Origin of the sequence: Streptomyces sp. NPDC018019, from assembly GCF_044327805.1 — a bacterium.
Lineage (GTDB): Bacteria > Actinomycetota > Actinomycetes > Streptomycetales > Streptomycetaceae > Streptomyces.
Window position 1 is genome coordinate 190,305 of record NZ_JBIRGD010000005.1, and the last position, 24,976, is coordinate 215,280.

Below are 24,976 nucleotides of genomic sequence, written 5' to 3' on the forward strand. Positions count from 1 at the left end.
CGCACGTCCACGACACCGCAGGGGGGAAACTGACGGCAGGGGCACTGTCAGGAGATGCAAACCCGTTTGCATCCGATGCAAACGGGTCTGGCCACACCGGCTGGGTATCTCTACGGCGACAGCGCGACCTCGGCTCTCGAAGCGGACGGGGTGTGTGATGACCGGTACCTCAGATCCTGCCTCTCCAGCTTGCTCACCCGGGGAGTTGGTACGCCGGACTCGCAAGGAGAAGGGATGGACGCTCGCCCACCTCGGGCAGCTCACCGGATACTCCACGGCCCAGGTCTCCCGCTATGAGCGCGGCATATCCCCCCTGACCGATGTGGCCGTGCTCCGGTGCTTCGCCCACGCCCTCGACATCCCCCTGAAGTCCTTCGGCCTCGCCGCTCCCGCGCCAGTGGCCGAGGTGCGACACGGCCAGGTAGTCGGGCCGATCTCGGCGTACCCCCGCCTTCCCGCTCATAGGGTGGGCAGCCCCCGGCAGGAGGATGGTGAATCAGTGCGGCGAAGGAAGTTGCTCGCGAACCTGGCGGTCACGGCCGCCGCAGCCGCCGGCGCCCCGCTCCTGAGCGGCGACGCCGCCCCCACCAACGACGCTCTGCTGGGCCAGCTCCTCGTCAGCCGGCTGCGGGATGCCATGCTCGGCCTGGGCCACCGGCCGCCCGACGTACGACCGGAGGCCCTGAGCACGGACCTGTCTCGTGCCCTTGCCGACTTCCACACCTGCCGGTACGCCAGCCTCGCCGTCCGGCTGCCCCGGCTCCTCCAGGCCGGGCACGCGCTGACCACCAGCAGCGAAGACCCCGAGCATCACCTGCTGCTCGCCAACAGCTACACCTTGGCCACCCGCATGCTCATCAAGCTCGATGAGCAGCAGCTCGGTTGGATGGCGGCCGACCGTGCCCGTCAGCTCGCCGCCGCCAGCGCCGATCCGCTATCGGTGGCCGAGGCCGCCCGCCAGCTCGCAGTCCTGGCACGCAAGGCCCAGTGGCACGATCAGGCCCTGTCCATCGCTTTGACCGCCGCCGACGACCCGGCTCTCCGCACAGCTGGGCGGCAGGGAACCGCCCAGCGCGGCTTGCTCATCCAGTCCGCGGCCTACACTGCCGCGCGCTGCGGCGACCGCGACGGCATGCGCGACCTCACCAGCGAGGCCGCCGCCATCGCCGACGGCCTCGGAGGCGCCACCCTGCTCCGCGACCACGGTGGCGGATTCAGCCCCGTCACCGTGCAACTGCACCTGATTTCCGCAGAAAACTCCGCGGGCGACCCGATGGCTGCTCTGGCAGCGGCTCGCGCCATCTCCCCCAAAGCTCTGCCCAGCGCCGAGCGACGCTCGCGCTACCACACGGACGTCGCCACCGCCCTCGCTCGACGCGGACACCGCGACGAATGCGTGCGCGCCCTCTTGGCCGCTGAGCAGCAAGCCCCAGAAGAGACCCACGCACGCCCCGCTGTGAAGTCGTTGATCTCTGGCCTGCTGGTCTCCGGGCGCACCATACCCGAGCTCCGCGGCCTCGCCGCACGCGCAGGCGTCCTAGCCTGACCGCGAGATCATCTTCCGCGTACCGGACGGCCTTGACCGCTGTGGCACCGCGCGCTTCGGCGGCGTCCTCGGCGATGGCTGTCAGACCGGCAACACCATCAGCCTCGGCCCCGGCATCGCCATCGGCCCCGCTGCCGCATCGCCAGCGATGTCACCCTCGTCAGCCGCACCGTCCCTGCCGACAGCGTGATCGCTGCGCCTCATACGGCATACCCGGGCCAGGCGCAAATCTGCATGAAGTTTCGGTTGTTGCTCGCTCGACGGAGGGGCAGGCCCATTCTCACCACTTTGTATGCCTCTAACGCCGCCGCCCGCCCCGCCTCATAGCTTGTCGGAGCTGCTGGAACCAGTGACGCCGAACAGCTTCCGCGTACAGCGTGACGATAAAACTACTTCCACCTGCCACGGCAGCGACGAGCGTGAGGACCCAATCGGCGTTCATTCTCGCTCCCCGGCTCCGGTAGCGCACATCCAGGTGCTACAGCCAGAGGCCAGCAGGGCGCCGCCGAAGAGCCACAATGACTGCTCGCCGACAACTGCCTTGATTGTCGACTCGGAATCAGCATTAGGCGCAAGAAAGGTGGCGATAGACAGAATTAGGACATTGAGGATAGTTACGAGTAATAGCTTAAAGGACTGCATCTTCCGAAGTTGCAACAACGCCTCTCCTAGCGCCGTAACCGTTAGCCCCATCGACACAATGTAGAGCTGTGCTTTGCTGACCCACTCCATGAAACTCGGCTGGTGAAACCCCACCGTCTGGCGACCGTTCAAATACTGGCCGACTGTGGGCAGCAGGGCGAAGATCACGGACAGGGCAAGCCACAGGCAGAACCGGACCCACACCTCCTTCTTCCTCCAGCCCCGCTGCCCCCTCGCTGCAGCCCCCGACACATGCACAGTCGCGGAGGGAGATGCAGACGTGACTCCTTCCGCATTGGTGTCCTCTCCGCCAGGTGACGACACCGAGCTCGTTGCCATACGTTGCTCCCGCGCTTCGGTTACTGCGTCAGCCCCTTGTGTACCGCATCCCTCCGACACTGGCTTCGAGTTGGGTAAGTCTGGGTGCTTACAGGAGACACTTCCACGCCCGAGCCGGCGGTTCGGTACGAGGCAGAGCACACGCTCTGGTCGCCTAGGCTCGGGGTTGGGCGTGGGGCTGGAGTCCCGTGTCCCCCTATCGCATCCCGGCCTCGCTCGCAGACCTGGCCGTACCCGTCGATCAGCTTGCCGCCTACCACCGCAACCCGCGCACCGGTGATCTCGATGCGATTGCCGAGTCGCTGTCCACGAATGGCCAGTACCGGCCGATCGTCGTCAACAAGGGATCGCTGACCGGACGGCCCAACGAGGTTCTGGCGGGCAACCACACGCTGAAGGCGGCCAAACGGCTCGGCTGGGACGACATCGCGGTCACCTGGCTCGACGTGGACGATGATGCGGCGGCGAAGATCGTCATCGTTGATAACCGCACCAACGACCTGGCTGGGTACGACACGGCACTGCTCGCCGACATCCTCACCGACCTGCCCGACCTTCAGGGCACCGGGTACGACCAGGCGCAGCTGGACCAGCTCCTCGATGGCACCGCCCTGCCGGCGCCGATCGAGCTGCCCAGTGACGGGGCCGGGACGGGGGCCGCGGCCACGGTGGACTACTTGCAGTGGGGCTATCTGCAGTGGTCATCGACACGGGTGCGGATCACGCAGGCCGAGGTCGAGCTGCTGGATGCGCTGTACCGGCAGTTCGTCGACGCGCATGACTCGGACATGGGCTTCGGGTGGCACGTTCTCAACGAGGAGCACCAGGCCCGTGAGGGGGACGTGGCGTGAGCAGCCGTCTCGATGTGCGCTTCGACCCGGCGTATCCGCTGGAGAACCTGCGGCCGGCCGACTACAACCCGCGGCACCTGTCCGAGGAGTCGTTCGTGCGTCTGCAGGGCTCGCTGCGTCGCCATGGCGTGGTGAAGCCGGTGATCTTGAATGCGGACGGGACACTGGTCGCCGGCCACCAGAGGACCAAGGGTCTCAAGGCGATCGGGCAGACGACGACGCCCGCAATGATCCTGCCGCAGAAGGTCAGGCTGCAGGACGAGATCAAGTTCAACCTCCTTCACAACCGCGTCGAGACCGAGTCGTCGGTGGTCTACGCGGAGCCGGGGCCGATTGGACAGTGGTGCTGGATTCCGTGGCAGACCATCGAGGTGGAGGAGTCGAAGAACCTGCCGTTCCAGCAGGCCATCGCGTTCATGACCGCGGCGCACGGGCCATGGGGGTCGGTCGTCATCGATGACCAGGGCCGCATCGTGCTCAACGCCGAGTACGCGGCGGTCGCCAAGACACAACGCTTCGACGTGCTGGCGTGGACGGTGGCCTCCTTCGACGCGGGGCAGCTCGTCGAAGACCTCACCGGCGAGTACGGCGTGTACGACTGGTCCGGCCTGGAGGAGCAGGCGCCGGTGTGGAACCAGCACATCGTGCAGCCCAACCGGCTTCGGGAGCACTCTTCGAAGGCGAAGAAGGACCAGGTGCGCTACAAGTCGGAGGTGTGGGAGCGGCTGGTGCTGCCGTGGCTGACGACCTCGCACCGGGTGGTGGACTTCGGTGCCGGCCACGGTGACTATGCCCGGCATCTGCGTGCGAGCGGTTACCGGGTGCAGGACTATGAGCCGTACCGGACGCTGAAGGGCAAGTACGCGCTGGATATCCGCAGCATCGTCGGGCAGATCCGCGGCCTGGAGCGCGACCTGCGCGCGAACGGCCTGTTCGAGGTCGTGGTGCTGGACTCGGTGATCAATGCGACGACGTCCCTGGAGTACCAGCACTGGGTGCTGCTGGCGGTGAACGCGCTGTGCGCGGCGGACGGGCAGGTGTGTATCGGCACCCGCAACCTGGACCGGGAGCTGGCCTATGAGAACTCCGAGCACTCCATCAGCCGCGACTCGACCCGGCTGAGCTTCCTCGACTCGAACAATGTGGACATGCGCTTCACGCGAGGGAAGTGGCAGCGCATCCGGTACCACACGCCGGAGTCGCTGCGGGGCCTGCTGTCGCGCTACTTCGAACAGGTGGAGTTGAGCGACACAACGCGGGCCACGCTCAAGGCGGTGTGCCGCAAGCCGCGCCCCTTCCCGATCGAGGAGTACAAGGAAGCCCTAGATAATGAATTCAACATGCCCTACCCAAATGAATTCCGACACAACAAACATGAGGCAATTGTGGGAATTCTGCTAGAATTGATCAAGAATAGGAATTCTGTTTTGGAGGGGTAGAGAATGGATTCACCGGCGAGCCCGGAAGGGGTTCGCGTACAGATAGAGACTCGCGACAGCTACCGCATCATGTGGCTGGCCGGCGTGCGTCAACTCGACCTCACGCAGCACTGCTTGAAGACGTTCGCCGAATGTGACCGGTACGACGTCGCCCCCCAGCGACGCGCCCAGACCTTGTGTCTGCCGGCAGAAAACCCGCCTGCCGCGTGGTACCTGTGCGCACTGCCCATACCATGGGACTGGGTGCGCAATGCCCACCTGCCCTTTGAGTACGCACCGGGCGAAACGTGGGAGGGTGACGCCCTCGTACCGGGCCTGCGCGTACGGCTCACCAATGCCCTGCCGATCACCGGATGGGGGGAGCACAGTATCCCGCGGAACGCGCCTCGCCGGTCGTCGTACCGGCACCGCACCTGCCGCAATTACCAGTTCGCCTGGTGGCTACGCACACACCGCGACGTAGCCGATGCGCCGCCCCCTCCACGCGAGGAGACGACCGACGGCCCACAGCAGTTGACCCTCGGCTAATCGTCACGCCGTCTCCGGGCGAGCCCCGGAGACGGCTCCCGCAGTCATTGCATGCGACCGGCAAGGCAGAGGCCGCTCCTCCTCGTTAGCCTCTTTGCATCATGACCACACAGCACGACGACGCTGTCGAGAGCACCTGCCGGGTCTGCGGTTAGGACGACGGCGGGCCCAGGTGGACCTACGGAGTTGCCGACCACGACATTTGCTCAGCCTGTGGCGCTCAGGCCGACTACAACGAATGCCTCCTGAAAGGCGTTCGCGGACTCCGCGGCTACTGGGTGGGTCAGGGGGCGCCGTGGTCCGTGAGAGTAAGCCGGGGTTCAGCACCCTAGGATCACCTGATCGCTGAGGGAACCTTTCTGGGCAGAATCCCGACTACCCGGCGGCAGGCGTGTTTTCGGCACCGAACCTTGGTACGTCAGACGGCGTCAGATCCGCCCTCAGCCGTAGTGCCCGTACAGGATGCCGCCATCTGCCGGCATCGACGGCCGTGTCGCCGCTGACTTCCACGACGAGGACCGGGCTGACGAGTTCGACTGTCAAGGGTTCGCGCGATCCCCAGCCTGTGGAAAACGTTCAGCCTGCCCAGGGGTGGCGGTCAGGGGCGGGCGTCATCTGCGCGCCAAGGTCCTGACTGATGTGTTTGGTGAGCGGTGTGCTGCGTCCGACGAAACGTAAGTGCTGGTGTTCATCCAGTCGGCCGAGCAAGAGTGTCCGTGGCTGGTTCAGGGTTCTAGTGATGGCACCGATGACGACTTCCGAGGCGTGGCGGGTGCGGACCTTACCCCTCTCTGCGCTTCACTCGAATGGGTGGCTAGGGTTATGTGACTCGCCGTGGCGACTCCGGTGGTTGATGGGTTGCGCACTCAAGTGACCTGGTGAACTACCACCCGAAACGCCTGTCACCTGACGGTTGGCGCGATTTGACCTCTGCGAGTGATCTCCAAGGGTGCGGCCAAGAGAAGCCAGGCTCCGGGGTTGGCCGGGTGGTAAAAGGTGTCCCGTTCCCCATGCATCACCAGAGAGCTGGTAGTCGTGACAACCAAGGTGCACATCGAGAATCTCAGCCCCTTCGCGACCAAGGAATCATTGATCGAGGCAGGGAGCCGCTTCGGATTCATTCGGGAAGTAACTATCGAGCGCACCCCCGAGGGAATGTGCAAGGGGGTCGCCTCAATCACATACAGCACTGCTGAGGATGCGGCTCAAGCAGCCGAAGGCCTGAACGGCTGCAGGATTCATAACCGCGAGATGAAGGCCAGCGTCGCCCCAGCGGCTGACTCGTAGTCGGCCCCGTCACGCGCGAGAGTTCCTGGCTTCGTGTAGCCGCCCGGCTCCGCCTGTGCAGGCGCGGCCGGCGGGCACCTATTCGTGACGGTTACCCAACCCGCTCGTAGGCCCACTTCGCTCCCGTTGATCGCGGGTGGCCAACACCGCGATCAACGAGGAAGTTACTCGCCGGACGGGCGTCGGAGTTCACCCGAACCCACTGCCATGATCGCCTGTTCATCGCCATATGGGCCGGCGGCTGGAAGAGCTTCCCACGGTCGGCCTCGGCCGTGGCGCTCAGGCCGCCCGGTCCCACTGGCGGCTGAAGGACAGCGACGGCCTGACGGCCGGTGCTGCGATCGCCGGCAGCAGGTACTTCCACAGGCTGGTTACACGGTGGTGCAGGTCGGTGCGGCGCGTGGAGATATGGGACAGGAGCTGAGTGCCGGAGTAGGAGGCCACCAGCGTCCAGGCCAGTTCCCGCACGTCCACCTCCGGCAGCACTTCGCCCTTGGCCTGCGCGGCTTTCAGTTGCTCGGCGAATTCCTCGATCCAGTAGTTGTACGGGGAAGCGTCCTGGAGGCCGAAGTCTCCCTGCTCGATCGCCAGGCGCACCCCTGCGCGGAGCCTCGGGTTGGTCTGGAGTTCTCCGGAGAGGTAGAGCGTCATGTCGATCAGCCTTTGCAGGCCGTCACCGCCGGGCGGCATCTCCAGTCCGTCGCCCTGGCCGAGCATGACCGCGTAGGCGAGGGCTTCTTTGGACTTGAAGTGGAAGTACAGGGCGCCTGGTGTGACCCCGGCGCGTTTCATGATCTTGCTGACGCTCGCCTCGCTGAACCCGTGCTCGTCGATTAGCTCGGCAGCCGCCTGAAGGATTGCCTCCCGCGTCTTGACCGCCCGTTCCTGCACCGCACTACACCATTCCTCCGACAACCGTATGGATAGTACGAAAAAACCGAGCGTTTTGTCGCATTGGGTCCCTGACGGGCGCAGTTGATCTTCCGGAGGCGGAAGGGAAGATGATCTTTTTCCCTCTCGCACCGTTCCCGTGCCCGCCGGACGACGAGCACGGGAACCGGAGAAACGGTTCTCTCCCGCCTCGCGGCTTCGCCGTGATGCCGCCGCGCTCACGGAGCCTGCGGCCTGGAGGCCGGCGGCTGATGGCTTCGGTCAGGGATCATGGTGAGACGGCGCGGGGCCCAGGGAGCTGTTCATGGGCCGCCCCAATCGCGCCACGCGGGCCGCCATCACCCAGCGCCGTGCCGACGCTATCGACCTGAAGCTGGCCGGGGTGGACTGGCTGACGATCGGCCGCAAGCTGGCCGCGGATCCGGCGATCAACTCCGACCGCATCGCCTACCCGCAGGGGTACGGCATCGACAAGTACAAGCGCGGTCTGGAGCCGCCGAGCGACAAGCGGCTGATCGAGCTGGCGTGCAAGGACGTCACCAAGGCGCTGCGGGAGCGCAGCACGGCGCTGGACGCGTCCACCGACGAGCTGCGCCAGGTGATGGCCGAGCGGCTGGAGCGGCTGTTCTTCCCCGTGTACCGGTCGGCGATCCGCAGCGGTGATCTTCAGGCGGTGGACCGTGCGGTGCGGATCATCGAGCGCAGCAGCCGTCTGCTGGGCCTGGACCGGCCGACCCGCACCGAGGTGTCGGGGCCGGACGGGACCGCGGTGCAGGTCGAGACGGCGGGCCTGGAGGAACTGGAGCGCCTGATCGGCCTGGCCGGCGGCGCGGACGGGGATGCGGAGGGCTGACGAGGCGGCGGTCCTCCGGCTCTACCGGTCGCTGCCCGCAAGCCGCCGCCGCGAGATCGCCGCCGCCTCCACCCCCCAGTTGCGGGCGCAGCTGTTGCGGATCGAGCGGGAGATGGCGCTGGACCGCTCCCCCGGCGCGATGGCCGCGGTGCTCACCGAGGGCCGGGAGATGCAGGCCCCGCACCTGGCGCAGATCGACGCCGCCTTCGAGCGGGTGGCGGCCGGGCAGCCGACGAGGCTGCTGCTGACCATGCCGCCGCGGCACGGCAAGTCGAGGCGGGCCGCCCGGTGGGCGCCGTTGTGGTATCTGCGGCGGCGCCCGGAGCACCGGGTGATGATCGCCTCGTACTCCTCCGACCTCGCTGACGATCACGGCCGGTGGATCAGGGACGCGATCGTCTCCTACGGGCCGCAGATCGGCATCGCGCTGCGGCCGGGTTCCTCGGCGGCGAATCGTTTCGACATCGCCGGTACGGAGGGCGGCTTCGCCGCTGCCGGTGTCGGCGGCGGCCTGACGGGCAAGGGCGCGCACCTGGCAGTCCTGGACGACCCGATCAAGGACGCTGCCGAGGCGGCCTCGCCTACGATGCGCCGCCGCCTGTGGGAGTGGTGGCAGGCGGTTCTGCTGACCCGTATCGAGCCGGGCGGATCCGTCATCCTCATCCAGACCCGCTGGCACGAGGACGACCTGGCGGGGCGGATCCTTGCCGACGAGGCGGACCGCTGGACCGTCATCAACCTGCCCGCCCTCGCCCTGTCCGAGGACGATGCGCTCGGCCGGCCGGTGGGTGCCGCGCTGTGGCCCGCGCGGTACGACGAAACCGCGCTCGCCGAGATCCGCCGCTCCGTGGGCGAGCGGGTGTGGTGGTCGCTGTATATGCAGCAGCCCCGCCCGCAGGAAGGCGGGGTGTGGCAGTGGCCGTGGATCACCGACCACCGCATCAGCGCGGCCCGCTTGCGCGGCATCGACCTGGCGCGCATCGTCGTCGCCGTCGATCCGGCGGGCGGGGAGTCGGCAGTCGGCGACGAGACCGGCATCGTGGCCGTGGCCCGCGACCGGTCCGGGCACCTGTACGTCCTCGACGACCGCTCCGGCAACCGCGGGGCCGACGCATGGGGCCGGGAGGCGTGCCTGCTGGCGATCGAGCTGCGCGCGGACGCCATCACGGTGGAGTCCAACTACGGCGGCGACATGTCCCGGCAGGTCTTGCGGCAGGCGTGGCAGGAACTGGAGCGCGAGCAGCGCACCGAGGGCCTGCCCATGCCGGCGGTGCTGTCGGTGACGGCCAAGCACGGCAAACGGCTCAGGGCCGAACCGATCGCCCAGCTCTACGAGCAAGGCCGCGTCCACCACGTCGGGGCCTGGCCGCAGCTGGAACAGCAGATGGTCACCTGGGTCGCCGGAATGGACAGCCCGGACCGGATGGACGCCGCAGTACACGGGCTCACGCAGCTCGCGGGGACGGCTCCCGGCACCGCGGGCGGTACTTCGTACCGGGACGGGAGGCTGTCCGGTCGCCGTTGATACCGGCATGGCGCGCCGAGCGGCCGGGCTACGGGCTGGCTTCGACGGCGTCGGAGTGGGTGGGAACTCGATGCGCTCCTGAGAGGAAGTAGGCCGCGGCTACCGGGTTCTCGGCGAAGGGCGGCTCCAGCCGGGCAGCTCTGATCAGCAGTCCGATGGGGGATTCCCGCTGGTACAGCAGGACGTCTTCGGCCTCTCGCGAGGGCATAGGCGTTGGCAGGTGGGCTATGCCGTCGCCGGTAAGCCACTTGCTGATCTCGGTGGCCCGGCCGAGGCTCAGGCGATTCCAGTCGCTGTTGTACTGCTCACGCAGCCAGCCCATGGAGACGGCCGCCACCCCGTTGCCGTTGTCCAGTTCGCGCCAGATGGCTTCCCGGTCCCGCATAGTCCCCTCACCCTGATGTAACGGATGACGGGATTGTCGCATCAGCGGGTCCAGGACTGGACGGGACCCGGCTCGTCCTCGGGCCGTCGGGCGGAACCGAAAACGGGTTTCCGGGGGTCGGTTCACCGGGGTTCGGTGAACCGTAGCCCGGTGGCCTGGGGGTTCTAGTAAGTACCTATAGCCAACAACTACAGAAGAACCCCCTACCCCCGTAGCAGTGCGGGGGGTCTACCACCAAGGCGTCGAAACGAGAAGCGTCAGAGTGCGGGTGGGGCAGCCAAGAGCGCCGGGGCCCCTGGAGCTCCGGCGCTGTATCGGCGGCCCCTACCTGACGAAGTGCACCCAGAACCGTTCGTTGGCCGGGGCGAGCAGATTGTCGTCCCACGGCAGGACGACGTTCTTTGTGAAGAACTTGCCCAGCGCCCCACCAGCTTTCTGGTTGTGGTCGCTCTTGATGGCTTTCACAGAGAAGTCCCATTCCCGGTTCGAGGCGCCTTCCAGGGTGGACTGGAAGGGGTACTCGTCGCAGTCTTGGCCCGAACCAGGCTGCTTGGCGGGCGGGATGCCTGTCTTGGCGTAACGGCCGCGCTGCTCACACGCCTGGTCCTTGTGGCTCTCATTCGCGGCACGCCGCGGATCCATGATCTGCAAGCGGTGCAGTGGTGCCCTGGGGCCCACGCCCCACACGCCCGGGATCTCCTTGCGCGGCGGGTTGTCGGTGCCGGGCGGGGCGCTGAGCGGGTACGTCGTGTCTGGCATGGTTACGGCCTGCTCGATGTGCTCCACGGCCTCCTTGGTCTCGGAGTTGGAGAGAGAGTAGGGCATCATCAGCGGCTTCTCGGAGAACGCGCAGCCGTCTTGGGCTTCGGACGACCCGTATTTGTTGTACACGGTGTGGCAGCGCAGCTGGCGGTACTCGCTGACGTGGCGCCGGAGCGGGACGATCGGGAACAACGTTCCCCATGTGGTCCACTCGACCCTCCACTTGTGGTAGACGAGTTGGTCGCGTCCCTTGCTGGTGCCAGGCTTATTGGTGATGTCCTGGTAGAACCACTGACTGCGCCAGGGCCGCTCCCTTTTCCAGTCCTTGATCTCCTGGCCCTGGAAGCCGCTGCCGCTGACGTCGCACACCCGGGGGCCCTGCTGGCATGTGCTGCGGGAGCCGAGCTTGATGTACTCGGCGCGCACCTGATCAATGGGCAACCGGAAGCTGTAGGAGATGGACCCGGCGACGAACTGGGTGTAGGCGCGGTGGAAGCGGATGCCGTTCTTTCCCTTAGATGCCTGGGAGACGGTGCGCTGGGTCGCGTCTACCTTGCCCCGGTAGAATTTCCCGTAGGGGGTGGGGGTGAAGTAGCGGAACCGTACCTTGGAGTCGCGGCAGAACAGGAACCGGTGGAAGATGTTGCCGTGCTTGGTCTTGGCCTGCGACTCGGCAAGGCACTGTTTGCTCAGCGACTGGACGGGCGATTTGCCTAGTCCGCCGCTGGGGGCTCTGGCGCCTTCGTCGTCCTCGTCGCTGTCGGGCCACTCCTCCGCCGCGTCCTCGTCGTAGTCGGAGGGCTGCGCAATGTGCCCAGGGTGCTGGAGGCCGGCTTCCTCATCTTGCCGTGCTCCAGCCTCGGGGCTGATGTCGGAGCCTGGCGCGCTGCGGGGCGCGGGCAGGGTGTTGCCTGCCCGGGTGGCCTTCTTCTTGCCCAGCGCCTCCCAGTCCCGGGGGGCCATGGTGACGTCGATGACCTCCCGTTCGGCGGGGGTTAGGTCTTCGTGTGGCTGGTCTTTTCCGGTTGCCGTGGCTTTCTCCTTTCGGCTTAGCTGTGAGGCGTCGGCGGCAGCCGAGGGCAATGCCGATACGGTCAGGCCGACCGTCAGTACCACTGATGCGGCCACTCCGCAGAACCGTCGTGTGCGTAACACTCGCAGGTCCTCCTAGGGGTCCTCAGGCGCGGAAGCCGAAAACGATAGGGGCGGAGGCAAGGATTCCGCCGGTCCACTTCGAGACACAGTCCGAGCGGGCCTGCCGCGGTGAATGGTCAGACCTCACGCAGCAGTGCCGAGGGGGGGCAGGTTCCGGCTTCGTGCACGCCCGCATGGTGTCGCGGATAGCGAGGATCGACTCGCTGTCGATCTTCTGCAAGGCCATCATCTCTGCCACGATCGAACTCACCGCCGACGGCCGTCGGCACGTTCATCCGACCAACCGGAGTGCAGGTTTCGGGCCGATACCGTCCACCTGGACGCGCTCGGTGGCGTTCATCGGCGCCCGCCAACCCATACTCGGGGGCCTACGCCTACAGGTTCCTGTGGCCCAACCTCCAGGCTTCTTGGAGCCCGCGTCCCTTCGCTTGTACCTCCTGAGGACCAGTCCACCCGCCAAGGGGGCAGACATCGTTTCCTGCGCACTCAGGGGATGACACAGGCCGTTCTGGAAACCTTTTTCATTGTTTTCTCCGCAGCCGGGTGCCTTCCGCCCGGTGACCTACGCTGATCAGGGGCGCGGGGCTGACGCTGGGATGTTGCTGGTGGGTCTGCCCCGTTTCCTCATCGATGCCTGGTCGTGGCTGAACTACAAGCCGGTCATGGCGGCCTCGTACGACGGCCGTCCGCACCGGGCTCTGGCCCCGCAGATCCAGTCGACGTGGCTGCCGGACGAAGCAGTGCGGCGTCTGGCCGCGTACAAGGTCCTGGCCGCCTACGACTCCAACCAGGCCGGGGAACTGGCTGTCGCCGCCGGCAACGAGGAAGCCTCGGAGCGGCGCGAGTTCGGCGACCCGGCGGCGCTGGTGGACACCACGCTCGCCCACCTGCTGGGCAAGACGCAGCAGATCCTGGTGCCCGGTGCCGAGCACGCCAAGGACGAGCAGGCCACCCCGCAAGCGGTGGCCGCCGCGCAGGCACAGGAGCGACTGCGGCAGTGGGCCGAAACCGAACTGCTGGCCCTGCGGATGCAGGCATGCGAACGCAAGGCCGTCCTGCTCGGTGACGGGGTGTACCTGCTGGCGTGGGACCCGGCCAAGGGCCGGGTGCGGCTGAAGACCTACGATCCGGGCCTGTACTTTCCGGTGCTCGAAGACGACGCCGACCCCGGCGACTACCCCTCCCGTGTCCATCTGGCCTGGGAGATTCCCGAGGATCCGCGCCGCGGCACCAAGGCCAAGGTGCGGCGCATCACCTACGAGCTCGGCCCCATCGAACCAGCCCACAGCGACCCCACCGTGGCCGGACAGCGGGCACCGGAAACGGCCAGCGCAGGGGGCCCGGTGCTGGCCGCAGACGAGTTCTACGACGAGGCCACCGGCCTGGTCCACCGTGCCTATCCGTGGGCGCCGGACCGGCCGTCCGCGCAGACCTGCTACCTCACCGACGCCGAGTGGGACCTCGACAGCCTGCGGCACGGCCAGCAGCTCGATGACCTGCCGCTGGGCAAGGCCGTCTTCCGTACCCGCTGCGACGGCGCGGTCCTTGACCGGCTGGACCTGCGGATCGACTTTCTGCCGCTGGTGCACATCACCAACACCGTCGCCGACGGAGAGCACTTCGGCCAGTCTGCCCTGGCCAAGGTGATGCAGGCCCTCGATGAGCTGGCCGAGACCGACACCGACTCCGCCCGCGCCTCAGCAACCACCGGCGCCCCGATCATCGGCCTGGCAGGTTCCCACGCGGAAGTCGACCGGCTCACCGGCCGCCCGAAGCCGCTGGCCGTGGCACCGGGAACCGTCTTCCAGCTCGCCGACGGCGGACGCATGGATGTGCTGGACACCTCCAACCAGCTCGCTGAACTCCGGGCCCGTGTCGAAGAGGTCCGTGACCGGGCCGCTGTGAACGCGCGCATCCCGGCGGTCAGCCTGGGCACCGTGGACCCGTCCGACGTCCCCAGCGGCTATGCCCTCCAGCTGTCCCTGGGTCCGCTGGATTCCCTCGTCGACGCGATGCGGTTGGCTCGGGCCCACAAGTACGCCTTGCTGCTGAAGATGGTCCAGCGCCTCCACCAGGCCGGGCACGCTGACGGCTGGCCGCAGGGCGAGTGCCTGCCCGCGCGGCTCGTGTTCGGTCCGCACACGCCCACCGACCGCACCGCGATCCTGGATGAGGTCGTCAAGGGAGTGGGCGCCGGCGTGATGTCGCTGGAAACCGGCATCCGCATGCTCCAAGACGCCGGATACCCCATCGAAGACGCCCGAGAAGAGAGCGAGCGGATCGTCACGCGACGGCAGAAACCGGGGGAGGCTACCCCTGCTGAACCAGCAGGCGGGCCCAGGGACGCGGCTGCCTGATGTGCTTTACCGGCCGATGATGTCGTGGTCGGCACTCTCGGCCTGCCCGGGGTGATCACGGTCACGCCCGGGCAACGCCCCGGGACGAGATCCCCCCCCGAGGCGCTGCTCTGGCGGTTGCGGCTCCCCCACCTCAGATCGATCAGGGATGGGCGGACTCCGCCTACGCTCTGACCGGCGAGCACGATCACCAGGCAGCCGATGGAGATCATTTGTTGCCGGTCGCCGCTGGTAGCAGTAACGCGCGGGTTGCAGTGGGTATACCACGTCCGGTGTAGGGCGGATACAGCGTCCGGTGCACACTGCGGTTCCGTACCGCAGAAGTTCAGCCGGGAGTTCAACCTGCCATCGGATGCCGGGGCGGAGGGCGGCTCGTAGCTTCGTCTGGTGAAAAGCGGCACCAGGCGGCTGGCGCCTTCGGCCGCTCGCTGCATCAAAAAACGGGAGGACTCATGAAGGCTTACGGCAAGTTGGCGCTTGCTGCTGGCACCGTGGCGATGGGGGTTACGGGTGTCCTGAGCGCCGCACCCGCGACCGCCGCGGCACCCGCCAAGGCTTCCACTACGGCCACGGCCGCCTGTAGCAACCCGCTGCACGTCTACGAAAGCATCAACTACCGCGGAGCCTGGCAAAAGCTGTGCAGGACGGACCGGGACCTGGGCGACAACAAGTGGCACAACAGCAGGAAGTCGCTGGATAACAGCATCAGCTCGATCAAGAACGTGGACCGGTGCACCTGGAACGTTTACGCGTGGGGTGGCTACATCGGCAACTACAAGACTTTCCGTCCCGGGAAGAAGGACCCTGACCTGCGCAACAACAATGTCGGCAACGACACAATAACCTCGGCGAAGAAGTCCTGCTGAAGGTGTGCCTGACGGAGGTGTTCCGGTTCCCATGCTTCGGGAATCGGAACACCTCGCGAAGGAAGGACTGTCTCAGTTGCGAGCACGCCTGGGAACAACTGCTGTCGCTATGTTCGCCGTGGCCTTGGGGGCCACCAGCTGCGCCGACCAAGACTCACCGAATTCAGCCACTACCACGGACAAGTCCCGCCCGCCGTCCGCGAGCGCGGAAGTACGTGAGTTAGTTCTGCCGCTGGATGCCTACACTATTACTCAGCCCGACGTCACCCTCATTCAAAAAGCTGAAGATGAACTGACCCGCCGCTGCATGGCCCAGCAGGGGCTGACATGGACGAAGATCAAGCGCGGCAGGGACGACGATACGTTGCCCAATCGCCGACGATACGGGGTGGCCGAGATGGAGGTGGCAACCCGTTTCGGCTATCACCCGCCACCCGACCCGGAGTCGGAACACCGCACCGCGCAAAGCGACGCACGTGAAGCGGCTCTCACTCGAAAAGAGCGTCTCGCAGCGTACGGCCGCGACGGGGAGAGCGGCTGTCGCGAAAGGGCGACGCAGGAATTATTGGCCGGCATCCACAAGGTAGACTGGGAACTGCGGGACAGGGTTTCCGCCGACTCTCATCGACGTTCACAAAACGATCCATCGGTGATCCAGGCCACACGGTCGTGGAGTGCCTGCATGCGCGAGCACGGGTTCCGCTACGCTAATCCACTGACGCCCGGCAACGACGCACGCTGGGACACAAAAAGCCCAACACCCGCGGAAACCCGCACTGCTCAGGCCGATGTCCAATGCAAGCAGCGCACCGGCTTGGTCCGGACATGGTGGAGGGCCGAGACCGCTCTCCAACGCCAAGCCATTGCCGCCCGCGCTGCGACTTTCCGCCTGCTGAAGCAGGCCAAAGCCGCCTACCTTGCCAGCGCGCAAAGGGTTCTGGCTGCTCCGCAAAGTCAATAAGGTTACTCAAACGACCCTGCCCCTAGCCGAAGTCGTTAAGCGCGGCGAGAGCCACGTGCAGGATAGGTCACCGTAGTTCTGGACCTTCGATGACGCTTTATCGGTCGACGTTCAAAAGGTCACAGTGCGGATCGACCGGTCGCGGTAATGCTCTCGGAGGCCGTAAGCGAATAATCCCACTCGTCGCCCGGAGAAAGGAACGCCCAGCCCTCTGCGGCGGCTCCCACAACCGCGACCGTTCCCACTGCGGCAGTCAGCCGACGCCTGTTCCGCTCGGGCAGTTATGCACTCACACATCCCCTGCACTCAGCCCCGATGGTATGCCCCGCTTGTCCGTGTTGCTCACACCGGCCGGCCGCATCGGCGTGGTCTTGGCTTCCGTAGACTCGTTCTCGGCGCGGGGCCGTCGTGGGAGTAGCACTCTTTGATGACCCGCAGTCTGCCCGCTTCGTGCACCGTGCTCGGCTACCGCAAGGACGGCCGACCCATCTACCCGGTCCTGGGCGCCTCCTCCGACGACGCGTCGAACGACGAAGCCACCGTCAGCATCAGCCAGAAACAGCTCAACACCCTTCTGGCACGGGAGAAGGACCAGGGCGGACGGGCCGCCATACGGGCCCTGGCCGACAAGCTCGGCTTCGCCAACGCCACCGAACTCGCGGACTACGTGACCGGCCAGCGACAGGCCGATCAGGAGCAGCTTTCCGAAACACAGCGCCGCGAACAGGAACTTGCCGCGCGGGAGAAGGCAGCGATCGCCCGCGAGGCCGCGGCGCTGGCCCGCGAGCGCGACGCGGCCCGCCGGGCAGTCCTGGCCGGTGTCGGCGCGACCGGCCAGGACCTGGAGGACGCGGCCGTACTGCTACGCGTGGACGACGACGCGGACGACGCCACCCTCCAGCAGGCCGTACAGGACCTGAAGGCGCGCCGGCCGGAGCTGTTCACCGTGCCGCCCACCGGCACCGCGCTGCCGCCGGCCGCGCCCGGCGGAGCCCCAGCGTCGGTGCCGCCACCGCGCCCCGGCACCGCGGCCAGCAAGCCCGGAGCCGCCGGGGCCGAGATGGCGCGGCGCCGCGGCCTGCTGCCGCCGGTCTAACTCCTTGAACTGCGGGGACCACGCCCCGCCCTTGCCCCCGTGGACGACGCCACCGGCCGGTGAGTGTGTGACCGCTTCCAGCACCACCAGGAGCAGCGGCGTTGATTCAGCCGTACACCACCTCCGTGACGGTGACCGGTGACCGGGACTGGCTCGCTTCCCGGCACGGCACCGACGCCACCGAGACCATCACCCTCGACCTGTCCCACCTGACCCGCGGCACCCACTACGCGGAACCGTCCGCCGTCCAGCCGCACGGCTTCGTGCGCTCCGGTGTCCCGGTGGGCCAGATCACCGCCTCCGGCCTGTACGGCGCCTACGACCCGACGGCCGACGACGGCCGCGCGGTCCTCGCCGGCCTGGTCTACGCCGAGGCGCCGTTCACCCCCGGCACCAGCAAGGTCCCGGCCGCCCTGCTGTGGCACGGCACCGTCCACACCGACAGGATCCCCGGCGGCCTTGACCCCGCCAAGATCGTCCCGTCGCCGCACGGCGCGCAGATCCGCTTCCTCGGGGCGGTGGACGCATGAGCATCGCCGATCTGCTGAAGAACGTCAGCGTCGCCGACCTGACCGTCTACGCCCGCGCCATCCCCACCCCGGACGACTTCCTGCTCACCAGCAGCGTCTTCCCGGAAACGCAGGTGCACGATGTGAAATGGCGGGTGCGCCAGTCCAAGCGGCGCATCAACGCCGCGATGTACCGGGCGTACGACGCGAGCGTGCCGTTCGCCAAGCGCCAGGCCCAGACCACGCAGACCGAAGGCACCCTCCCGGCCCTGGGACAGAAGCTCCTGGTCGGCGAGATGGAACAGCTCCTGCTGGATGCCTCGCGCGGCGCGGACGAAGACCGGCTCGTGGACCTGCTCTACGACGACGTGGAGCGGCATGTCGAGGCGATCCGCTCGCGTCTGGAGCTGGCCGCTGCCGATGTTCTGCTCGATGGCCGTTTCACCCTCACCGGCGAGAACGGGCTGACGGTGGAGGCCGACTACGGGGTGCCGCAGGCCAACATGCCCACCGCCCCCAAGCCGTGGTCGTCACCGGACGCGGACCCGATCGCTGATGAGCTGCGGTGGATCGACTACCTCGACTCGATCGGCGCCCCGGCTCCGGAGATGGTGCTCACCTCCCGCAAGGCGTATGCGCACCTGGCGTCCAACGGCGCCTACCGGGCTGCCTACTACGGCACCCCGGCCGGCGGGCAGACGCCGACCGCGACACTGAACCCCCAGCAGGTCAACAGCGTGCGTGGCACCTACGGCCTGCCGCCGGTGACCTTCTACAAGGCCCAGGTGTGGCAGGACGACGTCTCCAAGCGGGTGCTGCCGGAAGACCGGTGGATCATGCTGCCGCCGGAACGCGCGAAGTGGGGCCAGACCCAGTACGGCACCACCACCGAATCCCTGGCCCTCTCGCGCGGAACCAACCCGCAGATCGAGCGGGAGGACGCGCCAGGCATCGTCATCACCCGCGATGTGCAGGACGACCCGGTGCAGATCTGGACCAAGGGCGCCGCCATGGCGATGCCGGTCCTGTACTCGCCGGACTGCCACATCACCGCGACCGTCCTGTGAGCGCCCCCGCCCCGAACGTACTGGCCGCCACGGTCCATGTGCTCGATCCCGTCAGCCGCGAACCGCTGGTGCTGACCGCCGGCGCCGAGGTCACCGATCCGGCGATCGCCGAGCAGATAACCAACGCGGCGTGCTGGTCCAGCCCACCGACGGCCGAGCCCACACCGGGCCGTAAGGCCAAGGCCGTCCAGGACTGACCGACTCGGCGGGGAGCAGCCACCGTTGCTCCCCGCCCCTATTTCTCTCAGGAACGCCTCTCGTGCCCGCTGCTGTCCTGCGCTGGCTTCTCGCCCAGCTCGGCCCCGACACCGACACCACCGATCTCACCGCCCGCTACGAGCGCCTGCACTCCGCTCGCGGCGTCGTCCTCGAAGTGCTGCACGAACGCCGCGCCGCGCTGCTGGCCGAACCGCTGAAGGTCACCGTCAACGGAGTCGCCACCATCGACACCTCCGCCAACGTCACCGCCCTCGAACGCACCATCGCCCAGCTCGCCGACGAGTCCGCCCCCGACGATCCCACGGTCACCGACCGGGACCTGCTGAGCACCATCCAGCTGTGCCCGCGCAGCCGCCGGTGACCGGCCGCGCTCCCGGCGGCCGACCCGCGTGCAGGCGACCGCTGCAGACCTGGGCCGCCCGGGCGCGCCGAGCACTGCACAACTGGATCACTCGACGAGCCAGAAGCAGGCCAGCCCGAGGCTACATTTGGTGCCAGTTCGCTTCCGGGACGCTGCCGAGTTCGTACGTACGTGGCACCGCCACCATCAGCCGCCCCAAGGCCACGTTTTCTCCGTGGGCGCCGCTTACGGGCTGATCATTCACGATGGCGGCACCGCTCACGTCGGCCTTCCTCGACCGTCAGCGAGCCCTTGTAGTGCTCGGCACACGCACCGACGACCTGGCCGGAGCCGAGGTGCTTAATGTTCGGCGAGCCCAGCAGCATGGCGAGTTGCTGGGCCGGGTCCTGCTTCGTGTCGTCGAGGCCGGGGGTGACGGCCATGGTCATCTCGCTGTCCCCAGCCTCCTTGGCGGCGGCCTTCAGGTCGAACTTGCCCCACTTCTTGCCGCCGAAGTCGCCCATGTCCATGCAGTCGACGCCGTCGACCAAGATCACGCGTTTGGCTTCACCGTTCTCCCGCTTCATCTTGGAGGCGTCACTCAAGGCCATGTCCAGCGCAGCGGGGTTCCAGGCCATCGTGCCGGACCACCCCCGCAGGCACGGGGAGCCGGCGGGATCGCGGGGGCCGACGGCGGGGTACCACCCCGCGTGCGCGGGGACCACGCTCCCGCCGTCCTCGGTGGGAGCGATGCCCGAGGGGATCAGCCCGCGCGCGGGGACGACTTGATCGTCCGGGCCGCGGTGTAGATCGCGTTGGGATCAGCCCCGCGCGCGGGGACCACGTCACCTCGGCGCACCCGTACTCCTTGACCCCGGGGTCACCCCCGCATGCGCGGGGACCACCTGAGCGTGGACCCGATCGTTGCCTACGAGCCGGGGTCACCCCCGCATGCGCGGGGACCACGGCGACCCCTCAGAGTCCGTGGGATCGCTGGAGGGGTCACCCCCGCATGCGCGGGGACCACCGCGCCGATGTCCGGCAGCCGCCGGCCGATGCGGGGTCACCCCCGCATGCGCGGGGACCACAGGGCGCGACCAGCGGTTTCATCTGGCGGGGTGCGGGATTTTGCTGACTTCCGAGGATTCCGGAATTTCCACCTGAAGGGTTCGTTGATGACGGGATGCAGTGGTCTGATCACGCTACTACGGGCATGTGACGCCAGGTACGCGTTGTTGCTGAGGCAGCCCGCGGCCGAGGGGCCGGCCGGCAAGGTCGGTGACCGTGACCGGTCCGTTATGCTGGCTGCCGGACGTCGCGTCAGCTGCTCGGCCCAGGCCCCGGCGGCGCGTCCGGGGCGGATGATGCCGACGGCATAACGCTGCTGGCCGCGGGCGGCCTTCTTTACCGAATGGCCCACCGGCCGCACCAACATCTCCACCCCCTGCACACCGGCACCAACACCGGCCTCCTCTGAACCCGCCCGCGCGAAAAGCATTCCCGCTGATGACCGGGCTACATCGAGAAAAGCCCCGCAAGGACAACAAGCCCGCCCTGGACGGCATCGACCTGCGCTTCCCCGCCGGGGAGACAGTGGCCCTGGTGAGGGAGAACGGCTCCGGCAAGACCACCGCCGCCAAGCTCCTCACCGGCCTCTACGTACCCGACGAAGGCCAGGTGCTGGTCGGGGACGTACCCACGAGCGAGATCGACCGGCGCGCCTGGTTCTCCCGCATCGCCAACGTCTCCCAGGACTTCTACCACTGGCCGCTGACCGCACGCATGAACGTCGCGATCGGCCGCACCGATGCCGAGGTAACCGAGGAACGGCTCACCGCGGCCATCCAGCACGCGGACGCCGAAGACCTAATCGAGGACCTGCCGCGCGGCTGGGACACGCTCCTGGCCCGCGGCTACCAGGACGGCCACAGCTTGTCGGGCGGGCAGTGGCAGAAACTCGGCATCGCCCGCGCTCACTTCCGCGACGGCCAGGTGCTCGTCGTGGACGAGCCGACCGCCGCCCTCGACGCCAAGGCCGAGCAGCAGGCGTTCGCCAACATCCGGGCTCTGGCGGCCGGCGGGCAAACCGTCGTCCTCATCACCCACCGTCTGCACTCCGTACGTTCCGCCGACTTGATCTACCTCATGGAAAACGGTCGGGTCGCCGAATCCGGCACCTTCGCCGACCTGATGGCCCCGGACACAGCCCCGGGCGGAAAGTTCCGGAGCATGTACGAGGTCCAGCGGGGCCAGTTCACCTCAGCCGATGAGAAGCAGACCGTGCCGCTCCAGAAAGAGCCAACGGTCACATGAGGTAACGGCCAATGCCGTCAAGCTCGCACACCTGACGCAGAAGCGTGTCGCTGTAATCGCGCAACGCCCGCCTCCGCGTACTGGATCTCCGGGTTCGAGCGCGTTTGGTCTCCTCGGCTCGCTGTGTCCGCTCTGCTGCGTCGAGCCGTGCCCCGGGGCAGGCGGGCCGGATTATCGCCGCCGCCGTTTCCCCGACGGCAGCGACCGCTCACCACAGTCTGCCGGCCGGCTGCGATCAACATTCCCTGACCTCTATGGCGAACCGATCAAGGTTATGGCCGAGTAACCCTTTCCTGTGGCCATAAACTCCGTGCCCTACGCCAGTTGCCGAACGGCACCCGATGCGCCCCGTGCGTAGGAAACCTCATGCAGGCGATCAGGGATTCTGCTGGGACACGGGGTAGGCCAGTGACACGGTGAGCGCATTGGGCCGTGGAGCCGAGACGCTCCCGGGTTCGAAGCTCCCGCCCTGCGCACGGAAAGGTCTCGTTCCTCTTGCCCCGACCTGCCCAGTACCACCTGCTGACTCTGCCGGACGGATCGTGGGAGACGGTCAGCTACCTGGCTTCCGTCATCCGGTGCCGCGCCACCACCCCGACCGTAATCGTCGACGTTTCGGCAGTGGAGCGGCTGACCATCGACGCCCTGGCCGTACTGGTCCGCAAGGCCATGCGTCTGCGCTCGGCCGGAGGCGAACTGCTGCTCACCGGCCCCGGACCGGCGATACGCAAGGTCATCGAACGCACGGGGACCGGGCCGCTGCTGCCCGTCTTCCCCGGCTGCCCGGCCGCGGTCCGCGCGCTGGCCGACGACGGCCGCGCCTGGCAGCGGGTGGAGCTGACAGCCGGGCGCAGTGACCTCTTCGCCGAGTCGCCACCACCGCCACCGTGACGCCACCGAACGTGACCATCGGGTGAAGGAGTCGCAACGGTAGGTGACCGGCTGCGGTGGCAGTTCGTTGCTCCGTCCAGAAGCCATTCGGGCCACGACATGAGGGGAAAGCTGGTGAATCATGGCGCATCGCCGGGGAAACGGGGGCCAGAGGCGCCGCCGTGTACCTGTCCGGTGCGGCTGGCCGCTGCACCCGAGCGGGAGTGCCCGACTGGCGGCTCCCGGGTCAGGAGCCGCCAGATGCGGCTGGTCACGCAGTGCCGAAGGGGCCCACGTCAGGCGCGTGAACTGCGGCTGCGGCGCACCAGCGCCACACCGCCGAGCAGCAGCGCGCCGCTCATGGCAGTCGCGGCGCCGAGGTGGCCGCTACCGGTGTGTGCCAGGGCCGGGTCCTGAACGGCCTGCCCTACTTCCCGGCCCTTGCCGGCGGCCGGGGATGCGGCCGACGGGATACGGGAGTCCACCGCTCCGGCGACATCGGTCGGCGGCCGGTGTCCCGGCCCCGGAGCCCCGGGGACCTCATAGCCCGGCGGCTGGTGACCAGGCGGCTGATTGGCGGGTGGCTGATGCCCCGGCGGCTTCTGGCCGGGCGGCTTCTGGCCGGGCGGCTGATGCCCCGGCGGCTTGTGACCGGGAGGCTTGTGACCTGGCGGCTGGTGACCCGGGGGCTTCTGACCCGGAGGCTGATGGCCCCCAGGAGGCTTGTGCCCGGGGGGCTTCTGGCCTGGTGGCTTGTGACCAGGGGGCTTGTGGTTCCCCGGCGGCTTGTGACCGGGAGGCTTCTCACCTGGCGGCTTGTGGCCGGGTGGGTGATGGTGGCCGCCAGGGTTGGCGCAGTGGTTGCCGAAGACGGGATTGAGCAGGCCGACGACGTTGACGGTGTTGCCGCACAGGTTTACCGGCAGGTGGACGGGGGCCTGGAGCAGGTTGCCCGCGAGCACGCCGGGGGAAGCCGCGGTGCGTCCCGCGGCGCCGGAGTCGGCGTGCGCGCCCGCCGTCGCGCCAGCCAGTATCCCGGTCGCCGTCGCGGCGACCAGCACGCTCTGTTTCACGAGATGTTGCACGTGAGGTCCTTCATCTTTTCGAAGATGACGAACCGGGCACCTGGCGTTGACCAGGCGCCCGTATCCCATACGGGATATCGCCCAGCTCCCCGCGCCGGGAATCACCGCCCATGCGGCGAACTCCCGTCGTGCCCGCCCTGGTTGATCAGCCATGACAGAAGCGGGCCGGGGTACTGGGCGCGTCGTATCGGACCAAACGATCGTCACGTTACAAGGAAACGCACCGTGTTGCGGGCACCCTGCTGCCGGAACGGTTCTTCGCCCGCCCGCAGCTTTCCCGAGGGCCGCTTTCGGCATGCACATCCGTTCCAGCGGCCGGCCCCTTCCCCGCATGCCCGTGCACAACGCCACCCTCACAAGCGCCTGTCCCAGCGAATGCGCAGTTCAGTGCCGTGTCCCGAGCGGCGTACCAGGGGCGCGCGGCCGTCGGATGGGCGCGGGGGCGTGCGCGGCGGACGCGAAAGGGTTGTGCAAATGTCCGTGTTCTGTAATAGGCCGTCGCATGTTCAACCACGGCCTGCCGGACGGGCGCACAGTGAGTCCGCCCGGCAGCCGTCCGGGCATCTGATCCCACCGGCCCCGCTGTGTGCGGGGCTGCCCGCAGGAGGTTGTTCATGATCCGTTCTGCCCGTCTCGCGGCGATCGTCCTGGGCTCGGCCGCCCTCGTCGGCACCGCCGCCCTGCCGGCCACCGCCACCGACGCTCACACCCTCCCGGCCACGCACCGCTCCCCCATCGTCATCGGCGCGGTGCAGGCCGACAGCCCCGGCCGCGACGACGGCTCCAACCGGTCCCTGAACGCCGAATGGGTCACCGTGAAAAACACCGGGCTGCGCCCGGTCAACCTCAAGGGCTGGACCCTGACCAGCCGCAGCACCCACAAGAAGTACCACTTCAAGAACCTGCGACTGGCCGGCCACCAGAGCGTGCGCGTCCACACCGGCCACGGCCGCGACACGATCCACGACGTCTACCAAGACCGCCGCGACTACGTGTGGCACAACCAGCGCGACACCGCCACCCTGCGCAACGACCACCGCCGCATCATCGACACCAAGCACTGGGGCCGCCGCTGAGGCGCATCCGGGGC

At 67.8% G+C, this 24,976-nt stretch carries 24 protein-coding genes, 2 pseudogenes and 1 CRISPR repeat array; of the genes and pseudogenes, 19 read left to right on the forward strand and 7 right to left on the reverse strand.

The window, feature by feature from the left end; translation table 11 throughout:
* Positions 1-157: 157 nt before the first annotated feature.
* A pseudogene (locus ACH4FX_RS10915) lies at positions 158-349 on the forward strand (helix-turn-helix domain-containing protein); the annotation flags it as partial.
* A gap of 165 nt (positions 350-514) precedes the next feature.
* The gene (locus ACH4FX_RS10920) at positions 515-1,546 is read left to right on the forward strand and encodes an XRE family transcriptional regulator (RefSeq protein ID WP_398477706.1); all 1,032 of its coding nucleotides are present in this window, start codon (positions 515-517) and stop codon (positions 1,544-1,546) included.
* Positions 1,547-1,984: 438 nt separating this feature from the next.
* Here the strand turns inward: ACH4FX_RS10920 and ACH4FX_RS10925 are convergent, their stop codons facing one another.
* Complete coding sequence (locus ACH4FX_RS10925; protein ID WP_398477350.1) at positions 1,985-2,356, reverse strand: hypothetical protein; 372 nt, start codon at positions 2,354-2,356, stop codon at positions 1,985-1,987.
* Positions 2,357-2,715: 359 nt separating this feature from the next.
* On the opposite strand from ACH4FX_RS10925, the gene ACH4FX_RS10930 reads away from it, so the two are divergent.
* The 4 genes from ACH4FX_RS10930 (at position 2,716) to ACH4FX_RS10945 (ending at position 6,632) form a co-directional block, all read left to right on the forward strand.
* A complete protein-coding gene (locus ACH4FX_RS10930) occupies positions 2,716-3,378 on the forward strand; it encodes a ParB/RepB/Spo0J family partition protein (RefSeq protein ID WP_398477352.1) in 663 nt (220 codons plus the stop codon).
* On the forward strand, positions 3,375-4,817 hold the full coding sequence (locus ACH4FX_RS10935) for a ParB N-terminal domain-containing protein (protein WP_398477354.1): 1,443 nt from the start codon (positions 3,375-3,377) through the stop codon (positions 4,815-4,817). Before ACH4FX_RS10930 ends, ACH4FX_RS10935 begins: the two co-directional genes overlap by 4 nt.
* Before the next feature lie 3 nt (positions 4,818-4,820).
* Entirely contained in the window at positions 4,821-5,345 is a 525-nt protein-coding gene (locus ACH4FX_RS10940; protein WP_398477356.1) for a hypothetical protein, read from the forward strand.
* Positions 5,346-6,380: 1,035 nt separating this feature from the next.
* A complete protein-coding gene (locus ACH4FX_RS10945; protein ID WP_398477358.1) occupies positions 6,381-6,632 on the forward strand; it encodes an RNA recognition motif domain-containing protein in 252 nt (83 codons plus the stop codon).
* A 279-nt stretch (positions 6,633-6,911) separates the two neighbouring features.
* Here ACH4FX_RS10945 and ACH4FX_RS10950 read toward each other — a convergent pair whose 3' ends face one another.
* Positions 6,912-7,523 carry a ScbR family autoregulator-binding transcription factor gene (locus tag ACH4FX_RS10950; protein ID WP_398477360.1) on the reverse strand — a complete coding sequence of 204 codons (612 nt, stop codon included), beginning with the start codon at positions 7,521-7,523 and terminating at the stop codon, positions 6,912-6,914.
* A 304-nt stretch (positions 7,524-7,827) separates the two neighbouring features.
* Between ACH4FX_RS10950 and ACH4FX_RS10955 the strand changes: the two genes are divergently transcribed.
* Together ACH4FX_RS10955 and ACH4FX_RS10960 are read left to right on the forward strand one after the other, a co-directional pair.
* Positions 7,828-8,376, forward strand: a complete 549-nt coding sequence (locus tag ACH4FX_RS10955; RefSeq protein WP_398477362.1) for a hypothetical protein — start codon at positions 7,828-7,830, stop codon at positions 8,374-8,376.
* Positions 8,363-9,901, forward strand: coding sequence for a terminase large subunit domain-containing protein (locus ACH4FX_RS10960; protein ID WP_398477364.1), 1,539 nt, complete (start codon positions 8,363-8,365; stop codon positions 9,899-9,901). Before ACH4FX_RS10955 ends, ACH4FX_RS10960 begins: the two co-directional genes overlap by 14 nt.
* A gap of 28 nt (positions 9,902-9,929) precedes the next feature.
* Here ACH4FX_RS10960 and ACH4FX_RS10965 read toward each other — a convergent pair whose 3' ends face one another.
* Together ACH4FX_RS10965 and ACH4FX_RS10970 are read right to left on the reverse strand one after the other, a co-directional pair.
* Positions 9,930-10,286, reverse strand: a complete 357-nt coding sequence (locus ACH4FX_RS10965; RefSeq protein ID WP_398477365.1) for a hypothetical protein — start codon at positions 10,284-10,286, stop codon at positions 9,930-9,932.
* 324 nt (positions 10,287-10,610) lie between these two features.
* Positions 10,611-12,176 (reverse strand): NucA/NucB deoxyribonuclease domain-containing protein, encoded by a 1,566-nt coding sequence (locus tag ACH4FX_RS10970; RefSeq protein WP_398477367.1) that lies wholly within the window; start codon positions 12,174-12,176, stop codon positions 10,611-10,613.
* A 632-nt stretch (positions 12,177-12,808) separates the two neighbouring features.
* On the opposite strand from ACH4FX_RS10970, the gene ACH4FX_RS10975 reads away from it, so the two are divergent.
* The 8 genes from ACH4FX_RS10975 (at position 12,809) to ACH4FX_RS11010 (ending at position 19,639) form a co-directional block, all read left to right on the forward strand.
* Entirely contained in the window at positions 12,809-14,560 is a 1,752-nt protein-coding gene (locus ACH4FX_RS10975) for a hypothetical protein (protein ID WP_398477369.1), read from the forward strand.
* Positions 14,561-15,012: 452 nt separating this feature from the next.
* Positions 15,013-15,426 (forward strand): hypothetical protein, encoded by a 414-nt coding sequence (locus ACH4FX_RS10980; protein ID WP_398477371.1) that lies wholly within the window; start codon positions 15,013-15,015, stop codon positions 15,424-15,426.
* Positions 15,427-15,457: 31 nt separating this feature from the next.
* Positions 15,458-16,387, forward strand: coding sequence for a hypothetical protein (locus ACH4FX_RS10985; RefSeq protein ID WP_398477373.1), 930 nt, complete (start codon positions 15,458-15,460; stop codon positions 16,385-16,387).
* A gap of 427 nt (positions 16,388-16,814) precedes the next feature.
* Positions 16,815-17,483: a hypothetical protein gene (locus ACH4FX_RS10990; protein WP_398477375.1), complete on the forward strand. Its 669-nt coding sequence runs from the start codon at positions 16,815-16,817 to the stop codon at positions 17,481-17,483.
* Positions 17,484-17,584: 101 nt separating this feature from the next.
* A complete protein-coding gene (locus ACH4FX_RS10995; RefSeq protein ID WP_398477377.1) occupies positions 17,585-18,013 on the forward strand; it encodes a head decoration protein in 429 nt (142 codons plus the stop codon).
* Positions 18,010-19,059: a major capsid protein gene (locus ACH4FX_RS11000; protein WP_398477378.1), complete on the forward strand. Its 1,050-nt coding sequence runs from the start codon at positions 18,010-18,012 to the stop codon at positions 19,057-19,059. Before ACH4FX_RS10995 ends, ACH4FX_RS11000 begins: the two co-directional genes overlap by 4 nt.
* Positions 19,056-19,256: a hypothetical protein gene (locus ACH4FX_RS11005; protein ID WP_398477380.1), complete on the forward strand. Its 201-nt coding sequence runs from the start codon at positions 19,056-19,058 to the stop codon at positions 19,254-19,256. The genes ACH4FX_RS11000 and ACH4FX_RS11005 overlap by 4 nt, the downstream gene beginning before the upstream one ends.
* Before the next feature lie 62 nt (positions 19,257-19,318).
* Positions 19,319-19,639 (forward strand): hypothetical protein, encoded by a 321-nt coding sequence (locus ACH4FX_RS11010; RefSeq protein WP_398477382.1) that lies wholly within the window; start codon positions 19,319-19,321, stop codon positions 19,637-19,639.
* A 236-nt stretch (positions 19,640-19,875) separates the two neighbouring features.
* Here ACH4FX_RS11010 and ACH4FX_RS11015 read toward each other — a convergent pair whose 3' ends face one another.
* On the reverse strand, positions 19,876-20,223 hold the full coding sequence (locus ACH4FX_RS11015) for a hypothetical protein (protein ID WP_398477384.1): 348 nt from the start codon (positions 20,221-20,223) through the stop codon (positions 19,876-19,878).
* A gap of 151 nt (positions 20,224-20,374) precedes the next feature.
* A CRISPR array of direct repeats spans positions 20,375-20,706; the repeat unit is 29 nt; unit sequence GGGGTCACCCCCGCATGCGCGGGGACCAC.
* 418 nt (positions 20,707-21,124) lie between these two features.
* Here ACH4FX_RS11015 and ACH4FX_RS11020 point away from each other — a divergent pair.
* Entirely contained in the window at positions 21,125-21,931 is an 807-nt protein-coding gene (locus ACH4FX_RS11020) for an ATP-binding cassette domain-containing protein (protein WP_398477386.1), read from the forward strand.
* Between the two features lie 495 nt (positions 21,932-22,426).
* A complete protein-coding gene (locus ACH4FX_RS11025) occupies positions 22,427-22,822 on the forward strand; it encodes an STAS domain-containing protein (RefSeq protein WP_398477388.1) in 396 nt (131 codons plus the stop codon).
* 275 nt (positions 22,823-23,097) lie between these two features.
* Here the strand turns inward: ACH4FX_RS11025 and ACH4FX_RS11030 are convergent, their stop codons facing one another.
* Together ACH4FX_RS11030 and ACH4FX_RS11035 are read right to left on the reverse strand one after the other, a co-directional pair.
* Positions 23,098-23,286, reverse strand: a complete 189-nt coding sequence (locus ACH4FX_RS11030; protein ID WP_398477726.1) for a hypothetical protein — start codon at positions 23,284-23,286, stop codon at positions 23,098-23,100.
* Positions 23,287-23,661: 375 nt separating this feature from the next.
* Positions 23,662-24,219: pseudogene (locus tag ACH4FX_RS11035) on the reverse strand (chaplin); the annotation flags it as partial.
* A 281-nt stretch (positions 24,220-24,500) separates the two neighbouring features.
* Here ACH4FX_RS11035 and ACH4FX_RS11040 point away from each other — a divergent pair.
* On the forward strand, positions 24,501-24,962 hold the full coding sequence (locus tag ACH4FX_RS11040; RefSeq protein ID WP_398477390.1) for a lamin tail domain-containing protein: 462 nt from the start codon (positions 24,501-24,503) through the stop codon (positions 24,960-24,962).
* The last annotated feature ends 14 nt before the right edge of the window (positions 24,963-24,976 follow it).

Coding starts and splice junctions, on each gene's coding strand:
- ACH4FX_RS10940 (WP_398477356.1), top strand. CDS start 4,821: ATGGATTCACCGGCGAGCCCGGAAGGGGTTCGCGTACAGATAGAGACT.
- ACH4FX_RS10955 (WP_398477362.1), top strand. CDS start 7,828: ATGGGCCGCCCCAATCGCGCCACGCGGGCCGCCATCACCCAGCGCCGT.
- ACH4FX_RS10960 (WP_398477364.1), top strand. CDS start 8,363: ATGCGGAGGGCTGACGAGGCGGCGGTCCTCCGGCTCTACCGGTCGCTG.
- ACH4FX_RS10965 (WP_398477365.1), bottom strand. CDS start 10,286: ATGCGGGACCGGGAAGCCATCTGGCGCGAACTGGACAACGGCAACGGG.
- ACH4FX_RS10980 (WP_398477371.1), top strand. CDS start 15,013: ATGAAGGCTTACGGCAAGTTGGCGCTTGCTGCTGGCACCGTGGCGATG.
- ACH4FX_RS10985 (WP_398477373.1), top strand. CDS start 15,458: ATGCTTCGGGAATCGGAACACCTCGCGAAGGAAGGACTGTCTCAGTTG.
- ACH4FX_RS10990 (WP_398477375.1), top strand. CDS start 16,815: ATGACCCGCAGTCTGCCCGCTTCGTGCACCGTGCTCGGCTACCGCAAG.
- ACH4FX_RS11000 (WP_398477378.1), top strand. CDS start 18,010: ATGAGCATCGCCGATCTGCTGAAGAACGTCAGCGTCGCCGACCTGACC.
- ACH4FX_RS11020 (WP_398477386.1), top strand. CDS start 21,125: ATGACCGGGCTACATCGAGAAAAGCCCCGCAAGGACAACAAGCCCGCC.
- ACH4FX_RS11040 (WP_398477390.1), top strand. CDS start 24,501: ATGATCCGTTCTGCCCGTCTCGCGGCGATCGTCCTGGGCTCGGCCGCC.